General features: G+C 61.9%; 14 protein-coding genes. 9 read left to right on the top strand and 5 right to left on the bottom strand.

The genetic code is table 11. From position 1 onward, the window contains the following. Positions 1-39: 39 nt before the first annotated feature. The 3 genes from dnaJ to ACRARG_RS10815 all read right to left on the bottom strand — a co-directional run bounded on the left by dnaJ (position 40) and on the right by ACRARG_RS10815 (position 4,388). The gene (gene dnaJ / locus ACRARG_RS10805) at positions 40-1,191 is read right to left on the bottom strand and encodes a molecular chaperone DnaJ (protein WP_432690016.1); all 1,152 of its coding nucleotides are present in this window, start codon (positions 1,189-1,191) and stop codon (positions 40-42) included. A 75-nt stretch (positions 1,192-1,266) separates the two neighbouring features. Then, positions 1,267-3,177 (bottom strand): molecular chaperone DnaK, encoded by a 1,911-nt coding sequence (dnaK, locus tag ACRARG_RS10810; protein WP_432690017.1) that lies wholly within the window; start codon positions 3,175-3,177, stop codon positions 1,267-1,269. A gap of 218 nt (positions 3,178-3,395) precedes the next feature. Next, positions 3,396-4,388: an SDR family NAD(P)-dependent oxidoreductase gene (locus ACRARG_RS10815; RefSeq protein WP_432690018.1), complete on the bottom strand. Its 993-nt coding sequence runs from the start codon at positions 4,386-4,388 to the stop codon at positions 3,396-3,398. 103 nt (positions 4,389-4,491) lie between these two features. On the opposite strand from ACRARG_RS10815, the gene ACRARG_RS10820 reads away from it, so the two are divergent. Together ACRARG_RS10820 and ACRARG_RS10825 are read left to right on the top strand one after the other, a co-directional pair. Further along, positions 4,492-5,073 (top strand): TetR/AcrR family transcriptional regulator, encoded by a 582-nt coding sequence (locus ACRARG_RS10820; RefSeq protein ID WP_432690019.1) that lies wholly within the window; start codon positions 4,492-4,494, stop codon positions 5,071-5,073. 31 nt (positions 5,074-5,104) lie between these two features. Beyond that, positions 5,105-5,722, top strand: coding sequence for an alpha-ketoglutarate-dependent dioxygenase AlkB family protein (locus ACRARG_RS10825; protein ID WP_432690020.1), 618 nt, complete (start codon positions 5,105-5,107; stop codon positions 5,720-5,722). A gap of 3 nt (positions 5,723-5,725) precedes the next feature. Here ACRARG_RS10825 and ACRARG_RS10830 read toward each other — a convergent pair whose 3' ends face one another. Continuing rightward, on the bottom strand, positions 5,726-6,283 hold the full coding sequence (locus ACRARG_RS10830; protein ID WP_432690021.1) for a peptide-binding protein: 558 nt from the start codon (positions 6,281-6,283) through the stop codon (positions 5,726-5,728). 65 nt (positions 6,284-6,348) lie between these two features. Further along, positions 6,349-7,170, bottom strand: a complete 822-nt coding sequence (locus tag ACRARG_RS10835; RefSeq protein WP_432690022.1) for an ABC transporter permease — start codon at positions 7,168-7,170, stop codon at positions 6,349-6,351. A gap of 135 nt (positions 7,171-7,305) precedes the next feature. On the opposite strand from ACRARG_RS10835, the gene cysQ reads away from it, so the two are divergent. The 7 genes from cysQ to ACRARG_RS10870 all read left to right on the top strand — a co-directional run bounded on the left by cysQ (position 7,306) and on the right by ACRARG_RS10870 (position 14,465). After that, positions 7,306-8,103, top strand: coding sequence for a 3'(2'),5'-bisphosphate nucleotidase CysQ (gene cysQ / locus ACRARG_RS10840; protein ID WP_432690023.1), 798 nt, complete (start codon positions 7,306-7,308; stop codon positions 8,101-8,103). Beyond that, complete coding sequence (locus ACRARG_RS10845; protein WP_432690024.1) at positions 8,103-8,903, top strand: 3-deoxy-manno-octulosonate cytidylyltransferase; 801 nt, start codon at positions 8,103-8,105, stop codon at positions 8,901-8,903. The genes cysQ and ACRARG_RS10845 overlap by 1 nt, the downstream gene beginning before the upstream one ends. Then, positions 8,900-10,141 carry a glycosyltransferase family 2 protein gene (locus tag ACRARG_RS10850; RefSeq protein ID WP_432690025.1) on the top strand — a complete coding sequence of 414 codons (1,242 nt, stop codon included), beginning with the start codon at positions 8,900-8,902 and terminating at the stop codon, positions 10,139-10,141. The genes ACRARG_RS10845 and ACRARG_RS10850 overlap by 4 nt, the downstream gene beginning before the upstream one ends. 139 nt (positions 10,142-10,280) lie before the next feature. Then, positions 10,281-11,174 carry a UTP--glucose-1-phosphate uridylyltransferase GalU gene (galU, locus tag ACRARG_RS10855; protein ID WP_432690026.1) on the top strand — a complete coding sequence of 298 codons (894 nt, stop codon included), beginning with the start codon at positions 10,281-10,283 and terminating at the stop codon, positions 11,172-11,174. 15 nt (positions 11,175-11,189) lie between these two features. After that, positions 11,190-12,173 (top strand): UDP-glucose 4-epimerase GalE, encoded by a 984-nt coding sequence (galE, locus tag ACRARG_RS10860; protein WP_432690027.1) that lies wholly within the window; start codon positions 11,190-11,192, stop codon positions 12,171-12,173. Further along, positions 12,133-13,410: a glycosyltransferase family 4 protein gene (locus tag ACRARG_RS10865; protein WP_432690028.1), complete on the top strand. Its 1,278-nt coding sequence runs from the start codon at positions 12,133-12,135 to the stop codon at positions 13,408-13,410. The genes galE and ACRARG_RS10865 overlap by 41 nt, the downstream gene beginning before the upstream one ends. 44 nt (positions 13,411-13,454) lie before the next feature. Next, the gene (locus tag ACRARG_RS10870) at positions 13,455-14,465 is read left to right on the top strand and encodes a glycosyltransferase family 2 protein (RefSeq protein WP_432690029.1); all 1,011 of its coding nucleotides are present in this window, start codon (positions 13,455-13,457) and stop codon (positions 14,463-14,465) included. The last annotated feature ends 3 nt before the right edge of the window (positions 14,466-14,468 follow it).

Raw genomic sequence — 14,468 nt, forward strand, 5'->3', positions numbered from 1 at the left:
CGTGCCGGGCCCTATGGCCGAAAACCATGATCAGGCCTGTCAGCCCTTCATGGAATCCCAGAAACCCTTGACAGATTTGAAGAATTTCTTGTTCTCCGGGTTATTCTCCTCGGACAACGCTTCAAATTCCTTCAGAATTTCCTTCTGCCGCGAGGTCAGATTGACCGGCGTTTCCACCGCAAGCTCGATCATCATGTCGCCGGAGGGCCCGCCACGCAGCGCCGGCATGCCCTTGCCACGCAGACGCATCTGCCGGCCGGATTGCGATCCTTCGGGGATTTTGACCCGGGACCGTCCACCGTCGATCGTCGGCACTTCGATGTCGCCGCCCAAAGCGGCCGCGGTCATCGACACTGGCACCCGACAGAAGAGGTTGGGCCCGTCGCGTTCGAACAGCTCATGCGGCGCAACATCGATAAAGATGTAAAGATCACCGGCAGGCCCGCCACGCATCCCTGCTTCGCCTTCGCCGCCCAGCCGGATACGTGTGCCCGTTTCAACACCCGCGGGGATATTCACCGACAGCGATTTGTCACGCTCCACGCGTCCCTGGCCGGCGCAGGTCTTACAGGGATTTTTGATGATCTGGCCCGCGCCCGAACAGGTCGGACAGGTCCGTTCCACCGTAAAAAAGCCCTGCTGCGCCCGAACCTTGCCCATGCCCGAACAGGTCGGACAGGTGGACGGTTCCGACCCGCCTTCGGCGCCGGTCCCGTCACAGACGGTACAGGCGACGGAGGTCGGGACCTGAATGGTCTTTTGCAGGCCACCAAACGCCTCTTCCAGCGTCACACGCAGATTATAGCGCAGGTCCGACCCGCGCGTCGCACGCTGACGCCCACCACGGCCGCCGCCGCGCTGCCCCATGAAATCACCGAACAGATCGTCGAATACATCCGAGAAGGCAGAGGCGAAATCGCCCTGCTGACCCGGACCGCCGGGACGTGCGCCGCCGCCCATGCCACCTTCAAAGGCAGCATGGCCAAAGCGGTCATAGGCCGCCTTGCGCTCCGGGTCCTTGAGGACGTCATAGGCCTCATTGGCTTCCTTGAACTGATCCTCGGCCTTCGGATTGTCCTTGTTCCGGTCCGGATGCAGTTCCTTGGCCTTGGTGCGATAGGCCTTCTTGATCTCGTCAGCACTGGCGCCCTTCTGGATGCCCAGTACATCGTAAAAGTCACGTTTTGCCATGCGGGTGGTCTCCCCTCAGGAACGATGCGGGCCGGCCCTGATCGGACCGGCCCCAGAGGTTCCTATCAGCGCGGCTTAGGCACGCTTGTTGTCATCCAGGTCCTCGAAGTCGGCATCGACGATATCATCGTCGTCCGACGGGTTCCCGTCAGCGGCCATCGGCTCATCATCGCCGCTGTCCTGCTGTGCCTTGTAGATCGCCTCGCCCAGCTTCATGGCCGCTTCGGTCACGTTCTGGATGCCAGCCTTGATCTTGTCGGCATTGTCGGTTTCCAGCTCGTCCTTGAGCGCGGCAATGGCCAGCTCGATCGCTTCCACGGTCGAGGGGTCGACCTTGTCGCCATGCTCTTCCAGCGATTTCTCGGTGGAATGCACGAGGCTTTCGGCCTGGTTCTTGGCTTCGACGAGCTCGCGGCGGCCTTTGTCGGCCTCTGCGTTCTCCTCCGCGTCCTTGACCATCTTTTCGATGTCCTCGTCCGAGAGACCACCGGAAGCCTGGATCGTGATCTTCTGCTCCTTGTTGGTGCCCTTGTCCTTGGCACCGACGGAGACGATGCCGTTGGCATCGATGTCGAAGGTCACTTCGATCTGCGGCATGCCGCGCGGTGCCGGCGGGATGTCCTCGAGATTGAACTGGCCGAGCATCTTATTGTCGGCAGCCATCTCGCGTTCACCCTGGAACACGCGGATCGTCACGGCGTTCTGGTTATCTTCGGCGGTGGAGAAGACCTGAGACTTCTTGGTCGGGATCGTCGTGTTGCGGTCGATCAGGCGGGTGAAGACACCACCCAGCGTTTCGATCCCCAGCGACAGCGGGGTCACGTCCAGCAGAACAACGTCCTTCACGTCACCCTGAAGAACACCGGCCTGAATGGCGGCACCCAGTGCAACCACTTCGTCCGGGTTCACACCCTTATGCGGCTCTTTCCCGAAGAACTTGGTCACCTCTTCGATGACTTTCGGCATACGGGTCATACCGCCGACCAGAACGACCTCGTCGATGTCCGACGTGGACAGCCCGGCATCTTTCAGCGCGGCCTGGCAGGGCTTCATGGAGGATTTGATCAGGTCGCCCACCAGCGATTCCAGCTTGGCACGGGTCAGCTTCATGACCATGTGCAGCGGCTGGCCGTTGGAGCCCATGGAGATGAACGGCTGATTGATTTCCGTCTGCGACGAGGAGGACAGCTCGATCTTAGCTTTCTCGGCTGCTTCCTTCAGACGCTGCAGCGCCATCTTGTCCTGGGTCAGGTCGACGTTGTGCTCTTTTTTGAACTCGTCGGCCAGGTAGTTGACGATGCGCATGTCGAAGTCTTCACCGCCGAGGAACGTGTCCCCGTTGGTGGATTTCACTTCAAACAGGCCATCGTCGATTTCCAGGATCGTGACGTCGAAGGTACCGCCGCCAAGGTCATAGACCGCGATCGTCTGGCTGTCCTTCTTGTCCAGGCCATAGGCCAGCGCGGCAGCGGTCGGCTCGTTGATGATCCGCAGCACTTCGAGACCGGCGATCTTGCCGGCATCCTTGGTGGCCTGACGCTGGGCGTCGTTGAAATAGGCCGGAACGGTGATGACCGCCTGCGTGACCTCTTCGCCAAGATAGCTCTCAGCGGTTTCCTTCATCTTGCCGAGGATGAAGGCGGAGATTTGGGAGGGGGAGTATTTCTCACCCTTGGATTCCACCCAGGCGTCGCCATTGCCGCCATCAATCACGTTGAACGGCAGGTTCTTCTTGTCCTTGGCCAGATCGGCATCGTCAGACCGACGGCCAATCAGACGTTTGACGCCAAAGATCGTGTTGGTGGAGTTGGTTACGGCCTGCCGCTTGGCAGACTGGCCGACAAGTCGCTCCTCGTCGGTGAAGGCGACGATCGACGGGGTCGTGCGCGCACCTTCGGAGTTTTCGATCACCTTCGGCTGCGAACCATCCATGATAGCCACGCAGGAGTTGGTGGTGCCAAGGTCGATACCGATCACTTTGGACATGTTTTTCAATCCCTTCTACTTAAGGCGAAAGTTCCGGAGACGGACCCGTTACGGCATCCGCCACCGCCCGAGAGACGGCGCCCGGAAACCGGTCCGCCGCGCTTCGGAGGGTATATAAGGAGGGGTAGAAGGGGCTGCAAGGCGCCACTGCCGCTGAAATGGGCAAATTTGACGCAGTGTTGCAGCAATAGGCGCCCGCCGGGCGGGATTCTCCCGGCTCAGTGAAAAAAGGCGTTAACGCCGGTCGCGGCGAGGCTGGCGCGCCAGATAAGCGCCTCTCCCGCCGCGTCCCGTTCCGCCGGAAGCAGCAGCGCCGGGCCGATCCGCTCGACGGCGTCCGGGCCAAAGAAATCGCCGCCCTTCACCTCGGGTTCAAACGCGGCACGGGCCAGACCGCAGGTGCCGTCCTGCTGGCTCTGCGCCTCTTTCAGCGTCCGGTTCAGGATGTAGCGGTCGAGGATCGTCGTGCCGCCCGCCGCCGACGTCTTGGCCTGCAACCCGCTGTCGCAGGGCCCCGGATGGGCGCAGAGCACCTTGACCCGGTTGCCAGCCCGCGCCGCCGCCTGATCCTGCAGCGCATAGGTAAACAGCAGGTTCGCCAGCTTGGACTGCTGATACCGCACCCATTTGCCCATGCCCGGCCAGCGGTCCCCGCCCAGGTGACCGCCCTTCGCTTCCAGATAGGCCGGGATCAGCGCCCGTTTTGGACTGTTCCGCGCCCCGGAGGAATGGTTGACCACCCGCGCCTCGCCATGCCGTTCCGCCGCAAGGTCGAGCAGCGGCCAGACCTCATGGACCAGCAGGAAATGACCAAGGTGATTGGCCTGCATCTGAATGTCATAGCCGTCCTTGGTCGCCCGGTCGGGCAGCCCCATCAGCCCGGCATTATTGACCAGAACATCCAGCCCGATCCCGTCCAGCAGCGCCCTGAGCGCCGCACCGGCCGCACGGACAGAGGCGAAATCGGTCAGGTCGCAGGGCACAAGCTCCGCCGCACCGATGGCCCGAATCTCCGCCAGCGCCCGGTCGGCCCGATCCGAGGGGCGGTTCAGCATGATGACCCGCGCCCCCTTTTGCGCCGCCGTCTTTGCCAGAACCAGACCCATGCCGGAGGTGCAGCCGGTGATCGCCACCACCTTGCCGGACTGATCCGGAAGGCCGGCGGCCAGGTTGTCGTAATACAGAACGTCAGGTGCGGTGCGCTTGGCCATTCGGGCCTCCTCTCGCCATATGTTTACGGTGGAAATATTGGCGCTGCGGCGATCCGTCAAGGAAAATATTTACAGCGGAAATATTTCAGGCCATACCCGGCCCATGGATGACGCAAAGACCTATCACCACGGCAATCTGAAACCCGCGCTGATCGCGGCCGGGCTTGAGATCCTGGAGGAACGCGGGCTCGACGGCCTGTCGCTCCGGGCCTGCGCCGATCGCGTGGGTGTCAGCCACACCGCGCCAAAGAACCATTTTGGCAATGTCACCGGCCTGCTGACCGCCATCGCGGCAGAAGGGCAAAAACAGCTTCTGATCGCCATGCAGACCGCCCCGGATGCACCGAAGAGCGACCGCCGCCTGGCCGCCGCCCGCGGCTATGTCGACTTCGCCCGCGCCCATCCCGCGCTGTTCGAACTGATGTGGTCGCGGCGCCGCGTCGATTTCGCGGACCCGGCGCTGGCCGCGCCGATGTCGGCCTGTGCGGCCGTGCTCCGCGATATCTCCACCGGCATGGTCTGGGACAAGGACGGTGAGCCCGATGCCGATCTGCGCGCCCAGATGATGAACTGGTGCCTTGTGCATGGCTTTGCCCAGCTCTCGCTGCAGGGGGTTTTCGACAAGGACGGGATGCGGCATCTAGGCATCGACGACATCCTGCCCGATTTTCCCTTCCGGGACTGACCGGCAGACCACCCCAGCCAAGAGGCGCCCCATGGCTTTCCCCGAAAGACCGACGCTGACCCTGCGCGGCTGCAGGATCTACCAGAAGGCGCTGTCCCGCGAGGAGCAGGTCCGGATGCTTGAGGCGCTGCGCAGGGTCATCACATCCGCGCCCTTCTTCTCTCCCACCACGCGCTTCGGCAAACAGATGTCGGTGAAGATGACGAGCGCCGGGAAATACGGCTGGTATTCGGATGCCCGCGGCTATCGGTACGAGGAAAAACACCCGTGCGGCCAGCCTTGGCCCCCGATCCCCGAGGAGGTGCTGAACATCTGGCACGGCGCGACCGGCCTCGACCGCACACCGGACTGCTGCCTGATCAACCTTTACCGCGACACTGCAAAAATGGGCATGCACCAGGATCGGGATGAGGCCGATTTCACCTGGCCGGTCCTGTCGATCTCCCTCGGCGATGCGGGTCTTTTCCGGATCGGCAACGAGGATCGCGGCGGCAAGACCGAGTCGATCTGGCTGGAGTCCGGCGACGTTCTGGTGATGGGCGGCCCGGCCCGCCTGTTGCATCACGGGATAGACCGGATTCGGCCCGGCTCCTCGACCCTTTTGCCAAAAGGCGGCCGGATCAACCTGACCTGCCGGGTCGTCGACTAGCCCTTACTGACTGAGTGAACAGCAGCCTGTGACCAGCTGCGTCGCACCGGAGTCGTCGGTCAGGAACAGATCGAACCCCAGCCCGTAGACAAGGTCCGACATGCTGTCGCTGCAAGCGCCGTAGGTTATGATGCCCTGCGCCCGGACCTTTGGCGCCTTCACTGCCACCCCGAACCGGTCCGACCGTCCGGCAGCCGCGCCACGCCATTGCTCGACAAACAGCAGCCCAGCCTCATCCGGGCGGCTCAAGGCCCAGCTGTCCTCGCCCTCCGCATCGCGGGCGAAGGACCAGAACGGCTCCGCCCCGAAACAGGACCCGATATTCGGAAAGGTCCCGCCTTCCTGCCCGGCCTGTCGCGACAGAAACGCCAGGGAGGTCCAGCCCGATTTCTCGCCCACATTGACGCGGCCCCAGGTCCCGGTATCGTTCACCGCGACAACCTCGATGTCCTTGGCGTCGTACGGCAGGGTCGCAATAATTTCAGCCTCCGCATTTGCTGCGGACCGAACATTCAATGTATCCGCCGCGTCGACCCCGGACACGTCGTACAGCGCCGGCATGGGCCCCTGCTGCGCAGACAGACCCCCTGCCGTCAAAACCAGCATGACCAAGACCGTGAATAGCCTCACCGTTTCGCCCCCCAGCTCAGCGACGCATGGCGGCGCGTATAAAACTCTCCCATCAGCCCGATCATGATCAGGGCGATGCCGACGTACATGGGGTATTCGATGCTGGAATTCCGCGGCGAGTAGTTGAGAAAGACAAAGCCCCGGCACTGGTCGATCGTATGAAACAACGGGTTCCAGTCGAACATGGCGACCATGTAGGCGGGCAGGGAATTGGCGACGAACATCTTGCCCGAAGCGATCATATTCGCACGCTGATAAATCTGCGTGAAGATCGACACGAACGTCGGCGCCCAGGGCTTGATCGCCAGCAGAACCACGCCGATCGCCACCCCCGTGAACCAGGAGATCAGCAACATGCCGTAAGCGAGGATGGGATGCTCGATCTCAACCGGATGGAACACCACGTCATAAATGAACAGGATCAGGAACAGTGACAGGGTCTGGATATAGAGAGACGACAGCGCCGCCGCCCCGATCGTGACCGCCGTGTTCATCGGCGCGTGGTTCATCATCGCCGCGGTAGATCCCTCGGCCCCGGCGACGGCGCCCAGTGTCTTGACATGCGTCATGTAGAGGAAGATGCCGGACATGATATACAGCAGGAAATCGCCGCGGATCGTGTTGCCTCTCAGCCCGAGAATTTCGAACATGACGTAGAAGGACAGGACAAAGATGGCTGCCTGCAACATGTTCATCGCGATCGACATCACCGCGTTCCGGTGTGTTTTCCGGATCGAATGCACCGAAGCGTGATAGATCAGTTCGAGTATCGAAATCGCCGACGTCAGGCGTGTCCGTGGGACCCTCTGCTGAAACATGAGCGCGCCTTGTGAAGATTGCCCGATACCTGAAGGGAATTCTTGCCGATCCCTCTTGCGTTTATCATAACGGGCGCGAAGACATATGGCAATTCAGACGACGTTCCCCGTCGTCACAACAAGGAGATTGGGCTTTTGGATTTTGAAAAACTTGAAACGGTTATGCGGCAGCTTGCCCTGGCGGCAGGTGACAAGATCATGGAGATCTACAATTCCGACGACTTCGAGGTAAAATCCAAATCAGACGACAGCCCTGTTACCGAAGCGGACGAGGCGGCCGATGCTCTGATCTCTGCCGGGCTGCGCGAAGCCTTTCCCGACGCCACCCTCATCACCGAGGAGCAATCGGCGTCTCATAGCGAAAAAGCCAGTGATTTCCTTATTGTAGACCCGCTCGATGGCACAAAGGAATTTGTCCAGCGCCGCGGCGACTTTACCGTCAATATCGCCTGGGTTGAGGCCGGAACGCCGATCCGCGGCGTGGTCTATGCCCCTGCCAAGAACCGGATGTTCTACACGCTGGCCGACGGCTCCTCCGTCGAGGAGATGGGCCCGTTCGACAAGGACAAGCCCGGGACCATCCAGCCGATCCGGGTTTCAGAGCCGGATAACACAGCCCTTCTGGTCGTCGCGTCCAAGTCGCACAGGGACCAGGCCACCGATGAATATATTGGCAAATATGCGACCTCCGACATGAAAAGCGCGGGGTCCTCGCTAAAATTCTGTCTTGTCGCGACGGGCGAGGCCGACCTCTACCCCCGTCTGGGGCGCACCATGGAATGGGACACGGCCGCCGGCCACGCCGTATTGACCGGCGCCGGGGGCAAGGTGCTGAATTTCGACACCCATGAGCCGCTGACCTACGGCAAGGACGGCTATGCCAACCCGTTCTTCATCGCCACATCCCCGGGCGTGGACCTGAAAAAACCCTGATGTCGACCCTGATTGTGATCCCGGCGCGATATGCCTCGTCGCGCTATCCCGGCAAGCCGCTGGTCGCGCTGACCGGCGCCTCGGGCGAGAGCAAGAGCCTGATCCAGCGATCCTGGGAGGCCGCCTGCCAGGTGCAGGGGGCCGACCGCGTGGTCGTCGCGACCGATGACGCCCGTATCCGCGACGCCGCCGAAGCTTTTGGCGCAGAAGTGGTCATGACCAGCGAAACCTGTCGCAACGGCACGGAACGCTGCGCAGAGGCGCTGGCCAACCTTGGCGGCACCTACGATATGATCGTGAACCTGCAGGGGGACGCACCGCTGACGCCGCACTGGTTCGTCGAAGATCTGGTGTCCGGTCTGTCGGCCGCAGACTGGGCCGGCATGGCCACGCCCGTGCTGCGCTGCGACGGGGCCGCCCTGAACGGTTTCCTGGCCGACCGTCGCGCAGGCCGCGTCGGCGGGACGACAGCGGTATTCGGCACCGGCAACCGGGCGATCTACTTCTCCAAGGAAGTCATCCCCTACACCGGAAAGACCTATGAGGACACGGACGAGACGCCGGTCTTTCACCATGTCGGTGTCTATGCCTACCGGCCCGATGCGCTGGCGGCCTATGGGTCATGGACCGAGGGTAGCCTGGAACAGCTCGAAGGGCTGGAACAGCTCCGCTTCCTGGAGAACGGCCAGCCGATCCTCTGCGTCGAGGTCGAGGCCCGGGGTCGCCAGTTCTGGGAACTGAACAACCCAGCCGACGTCCCCCGCATCGAACAGATGATGCGCGACATGGACATGGCATGACAGACGCCGCAGGCCCGACGATCAGCGTTGTCGTCGTCAGCCGCGACCGCCCCGACAGCCTGTCCCTGACACTGCGCGGCCTGTCCCGCCTGTTTCACGACACGTATGAAATCATTGTGGTTGGCGATGCCGCGGCGCTCGATGCGGTGCGCCGTCTCGGGTTGACGGACCGGATCAAGACCGTCGCCTTTGCCGATCCGAACATTTCCGAGGCCAGGAACCTGGGCATCGCCGTCGCCGCAGGCGAGATCGTCGCCTTTATCGACGACGACGCGGTCCCGGAACCCACCTGGCTGCGATATCTCACCGCGCCGTTTGCCGAAGACGATGTCAGCGCTGTGGGCGGGTTTGTCCGCGGGCGCAACGGGATCTCGTTTCAATGGAAGGCGCATAGTATCGACCGCGCCGGACGCTCCTGGCCGCTGGATCTGGGCGACACCTCCGCCGTCATCCTGTCTCCCCCGCCGCATCGTGCGATCAAGACCGAAGGCACGAACATGGCCTTCCGCCGGGCCGATCTGGAACGTCTCGGCGGGTTCGACTCGGCATACAGGTTCTATCTGGACGAAGCCGATCTGAACATGCGGCTGGCCCGGGCGGGCCTGCGGACAGCGATTGCCCCGCTGGCACAGGTTCATCACGCCTTTGCGCCATCCAGCCGCCGCCTGGCCAACCGCGCGCCCCGCGATCTTTTCGAGATCGGGGCAAGCCTTGCCGTATTCTTACGCCGCCACTGCCCGACGGAGGATCACGCCGCGGCGCTGGAGACCTTTACCGAAGATCAGGACCGCAGCCTGCTGACGCATATGGTTGCCGGCCGGCTGGAGCCGCGCGAGGTCACCATGTTGCGCAACAGGCTGGCGCAGGGAATTGCCGCAGGGCGGTCCCGGCCGCTTGGGCCTCTGCCCTCTCTGCCGCACAGCCGGGATCCCTATTTGCCATTCCGCTCCGAGGCGACAGGGCCGTCGACGACCCTGGCCGGACGGCCATGGCATGCCGAGAGGCTGCGCGACCAGGCCGCAGCAGCGGCCAAAGCGGGCCAGACCGTCTCTCTCTTCCTGATGTCACCCACGACCCTCTTTCACGATGTAAAATTTCGTGGCGGATACTGGGAACAGCGCGGCGGCACGCTGGGCCGGTCGGACCGGACAGACCCCCTGATACGCCTCACCGGGTTCCGCAGACGGCTCCGCCGTGAAATCGGGCGTGTCGCATTGTTGCGCGGCCTGAACCAATGACCGGCACGTATCTGCCAGTTTTTCTCGCCTCCCGGCGATTTCGCCATAAATTTGGCTGGAACGGGTTCATGGTTTACAAAATTCTGACATAGTGTCCTGCGAATAACCCATTCGGACCTCAACGTATCGAGATCGACAGATGAAAAACAAAATTTCCAAAGCCATTTTTCCCGTTGCCGGCATGGGGACCCGTTTCCTGCCAGCGACGAAATCCATTCCCAAAGAAATCATGTCTCTCGTTGACCGGCCGCTCATCCAGTACGCCATTGACGAGGCCCGCGCCGCCGGCATCAAGGAATTCATCTTTGTCACCTCGCGCGGCAAGGCCGCGCTGGAGGATTACTTCGACCACGCGCCGCAGCTGGAAAGCGAGCTGAAGCGCAAGGGCAAGACCGACCTCCTGGAAGAGGTCAAGAACACCAATATGGACAGCGGCCAGATCGCCTACATCCGTCAGCACAAGCCGCTGGGGCTGGGCCATGCCGTGTGGTGCGCCCGCCGTCTGGTCGGCAATGAACCCTTTGCCGTGATCCTGCCCGACGACATCATCGCCGCCGAAAAGCCCTGCCTGCAGCAGATGGTCGAAGCCTTTGAGGAAAACCCCGGCAACATGGTTGCCGCGATGGAAGTGCCGGCCGAGCGCGCCAGCGCCTACGGCATCCTCGACGTCAAAGAAGACATGGGCTCCGTGGTTTCCGTCAACGGCATGGTCGAAAAGCCGGCCCCGGGCGAACAGCCGTCCAACCTGGCCGTCATCGGCCGCTATCTGCTGACCCCGCAGATCATGAAGAACCTGAACAAAAAGCAGACCGGCGCCGGCGGAGAAATCCAGCTGACCGATGCGATTGCCCAGGAAATCGAAGAGGGCCGCGACGTCTTTGGCTACCGCTTCCGCGGTCAGCGCTTCGACTGTGGCTCCAAATCCGGCTACCTTCAGGCAACGGTGTCCTTTGCACTTTCCCGCCCGGAATTGCGGGATGATCTGATGGGCTTCCTGCGCGAAGTCGTCAACGTCGAAAAAGCCGCAGAATAAGCAGGACGGAACCTGATGGATAAGGTACTTGTCACCGGCGGCGCCGGCTATATCGGCTCGCACGCTTGCAAGGCGCTGCGCGCTGCCGGCTACGAACCCGTCACCTTCGACAACCTTGTGACGGGCTGGGAAGATGCCGTGAAATTCGGCCCTTTCTTCAAGGGCGATCTGCTGAACCGGGCCGATATCGACCGCGCCCTGTCGGAGCATGAGCCCATCGCGATCATGCATTTCGCGGCTCTCAGCCAGGTCGGCGAAAGCATGAAAGACCCCGGGCTCTACTGGAAGAACAATGTCGAAGGGTCGCTGAACCTTATTCAGGCCGCCTGCGACGCTGGCGTGATGAACTTCGTCTTCAGCTCCACCTGCGCGACCTATGGCGAACAGGATAACGTCGTGCTGGACGAGGACAGCGCGCAGTACCCGATCAACGCCTATGGCGCCTCCAAACGCGCGATCGAGGATATCCTGCACGATTTCGGCAATGCCTACGGGCTGCGCAACGTGATCTTCCGCTATTTCAACGTGGCGGGCGGCGATCCGGAGGGCGAAGTCGGGGAATTCCACCGCCCCGAGACGCATCTGATCCCGATCATGCTGGACGCCATTGATGGCAAGCGCGACGCCCTGACCATTTTCGGCACGGATTACGACACGCCCGACGGCACCTGCATCCGCGACTATGTCCATGTCTGCGACCTGGTCGATGCCCATGTGCTGGGCCTGAAATGGCTGCTCGACGGGAAACAGAGCCGGGTCTTCAACCTGGGCACCGGATCCGGCTTTTCGGTGCGTGAAGTCATCGACCAATCGTCCAACGTCACCAACAAGGCCGTGCCCTATACCGAAGGACCGCGGCGCCCCGGTGACTGTACCAAGCTGGTTTCAGGCTCGTCCCGTGCTATGAAGGAACTTGGATGGAAGCCCGATCGCTCGACGATGAAGCAGATGATCGCGGATGCATGGAGATGGCACCAGTCTGGACACTACGAAAAATAGCGCCCCGCCGGCCCGGCTGTTCGACGTAACCCGTCTGGCCAGCCGCCCCGGACGTCAGCCCACCGGCATCGACCGGGTAGAGCTGGCCTACCTTCGCGAACTTCTGGACCGCGACGACCCCGTGTACGGCCTGGCACGGGTCGCATTTGGGTATGTGCTGCTGGACCGGGACGGGCTGACCTCCTTCTACCATCGTTTGCGCGGCCGCACGCCCTGGGGCGAGGCCAGCCTGTTTTTCCGGCTGTTTGCCCGTGCGACACCGGGACAGAAACAGGTTCAGAGCGACCTGTGGCGACTGGCCCTGGCACACCGCTACGGCAACAAGCTCGACCCTCTGCTCGATCTTCTGCCTGAGGGGTTTGTCTACCTCAACGTTGGCCATTCCAATCTGACCGAACGGACCATCGCGCCGATTGCGGCCCGTCCGCGAAGCCGGATCACGGTGATGATCCATGATACGATCCCGCTGGACGAACCCGAAACGCAGCGCGCCGACTCGGTCGAGCGGTTCCGCACCATGTTTGAACTGGTCGCAACCCGCGCGGATCTGATCCTGTGCAACAGTCAGAAGACGGCGGATGACGTGCAGCGCCATATCGACCGGCTGATCGAGGATATGACACCGGCGCCACGGCTGCCCAACATCCAGGTCGCCTGGCTGGGCGTTGAAACCGCCATGCCTGACCCCGCGTCGCTGCCGGTCGAGCTGCCGAAGGATCGGCCGCTGTTTCTCATGGTCGGCACCATCGAGCCGCGCAAGAACCACAAGCTGATCCTGGATATCTGGGAGGAATGGGACGAGGAGGAAGACGGCCCCCGCCCCGTGCTTGGCATTGCCGGCGCCCGTGGCTGGCTGAACGAGTCTGTTTTTCGCCGGCTGGACAGCTCTGTGCTCGTCGGACGGGATATTTTTGAATGGCCTGACCTGAACGACCGGACAATCGCGACGCTGATGACCCGGTCTCAGGCCCTGCTCTTTCCCAGCAAAGCCGAAGGATTTGGCCTGCCCGCAGTCGAAGCCGCCGCCTTGCAAACCCCTGTCCTTAGTGCAGATCTGCCCGCAATTCGCGAGGTTCTGAAGGATTATCCAGTTTACGTAACTGAGGATGAGAGTTATTCTTGGAAAAAGGCCATAAAGAGCCTGAAAGAGGATAGACAGGCCGGTTACACGGGACAGGCGGTATTCACTCCGCCAGATTGGGATACGCATTTCAAGGTCGTCTTAAAGACAACCTGATACACGGACCCGACACCCAACAACTGGCCAAGAGGGCGGGGCACTTGGGAATTGCAGCCTCATATCGCCTGCGGCTTCAACGCCGTCGATGGCTGATCCGTGCCGTGCGCAAGCGGCGTGACCTGAATTCCATTGTCAATCGGACCCGCCAGATCCACGCCCGTGACGTGCTGCTCTTCTGCACCCTGCGCAACGAACGCATCCGCCTGCCCTACTTTCTGGAGTACTACCGCGCGCTTGGCGTGAACCACTTCCTCTTTGTCGACAACGACAGCACCGATGGCACGCGCGAATACCTCAAACAGCAGGAGGATTGTTCGGTCTGGCACACGCTGCGCGGCTACAAGCGCGCCCGGTTCGGCATGGACTGGATGAACTGGCTGCTGCTGAAATACGGCCATGGCCACTGGACGCTGACCGTCGATCCGGATGAATTCTTCGTCTACCCCTTCTGCGACACCCGGCCCATTCAGGCGCTGACCGACTGGCTCGATGCCTCCTCGATCAAGTCTTTCTCGACGATGATCCTGGATATGTATCCCAAGGGGCCGATCACCGGGCAACCCTATGCAGAAGGGCAGAACCCGCTTGAGATCGCCTCCTGGTTCGACAGCGGCAACTACATGATCCAGCGCAACGCCCGCTACGGCAACCTCTGGATCCAGGGCGGGCCACGGATGCGCGTCTTCTTCCCGAACCAGCCGGAGTTGGCACCGGCACTCAACAAAATCCCGCTGGTCAAATGGGACCGGAAATATGCCTATGTCAGCTCCACCCACATGCTGCTGCCGCGCGGGCTGAACCTGACCTACGACGAATGGGGCGGGGAAAAGGCCTCCGGCCTGCTGCTGCATACCAAATTCCTCGACACCTTCCCGCATAAGGCAGAAGAGGAGCTGGACCGCCGCCAGCATTACTCTGCCTCCGTCGAATACCGCGCCTATGCGGAGATGCTGAAAGACGACCCGGAGCTCTGGTGCAAATGGTCGGAAAAATACATCAACTGGCGCCAGCTTGAAATTCTGGGCCTGATGTCGAAAGGAAACTGGGCGTGAGCG

The sequence above is a fragment of the Pseudooceanicola profundi genome (genome assembly GCF_050897955.1).
In the GTDB taxonomy this organism is placed as follows: domain Bacteria; phylum Pseudomonadota; class Alphaproteobacteria; order Rhodobacterales; family Rhodobacteraceae; genus Pseudooceanicola.

Excerpts from the sequence above, each read along its gene's own strand:
- dnaJ (WP_432690016.1), bottom strand. The coding sequence starts at position 1,191 with ATGGCAAAACGTGACTTTTACGATGTACTGGGCATCCAGAAGGGCGCC.
- ACRARG_RS10845 (WP_432690024.1), top strand. The coding sequence starts at position 8,103 with ATGTCGACCCTGATTGTGATCCCGGCGCGATATGCCTCGTCGCGCTAT.
- ACRARG_RS10850 (WP_432690025.1), top strand. The coding sequence starts at position 8,900 with ATGACAGACGCCGCAGGCCCGACGATCAGCGTTGTCGTCGTCAGCCGC.
- ACRARG_RS10815 (WP_432690018.1), bottom strand. The coding sequence starts at position 4,388 with ATGGCCAAGCGCACCGCACCTGACGTTCTGTATTACGACAACCTGGCC.
- ACRARG_RS10835 (WP_432690022.1), bottom strand. The coding sequence starts at position 7,170 with ATGTTTCAGCAGAGGGTCCCACGGACACGCCTGACGTCGGCGATTTCG.
- ACRARG_RS10820 (WP_432690019.1), top strand. The coding sequence starts at position 4,492 with ATGGATGACGCAAAGACCTATCACCACGGCAATCTGAAACCCGCGCTG.
- dnaK (WP_432690017.1), bottom strand. The coding sequence starts at position 3,177 with ATGTCCAAAGTGATCGGTATCGACCTTGGCACCACCAACTCCTGCGTG.
- ACRARG_RS10865 (WP_432690028.1), top strand. The coding sequence starts at position 12,133 with ATGCATGGAGATGGCACCAGTCTGGACACTACGAAAAATAGCGCCCCG.
- ACRARG_RS10830 (WP_432690021.1), bottom strand. The coding sequence starts at position 6,283 with ATGCCGGCGCTGTACGACGTGTCCGGGGTCGACGCGGCGGATACATTG.
- galU (WP_432690026.1), top strand. The coding sequence starts at position 10,281 with ATGAAAAACAAAATTTCCAAAGCCATTTTTCCCGTTGCCGGCATGGGG.
- galE (WP_432690027.1), top strand. The coding sequence starts at position 11,190 with ATGGATAAGGTACTTGTCACCGGCGGCGCCGGCTATATCGGCTCGCAC.
- ACRARG_RS10825 (WP_432690020.1), top strand. The coding sequence starts at position 5,105 with ATGGCTTTCCCCGAAAGACCGACGCTGACCCTGCGCGGCTGCAGGATC.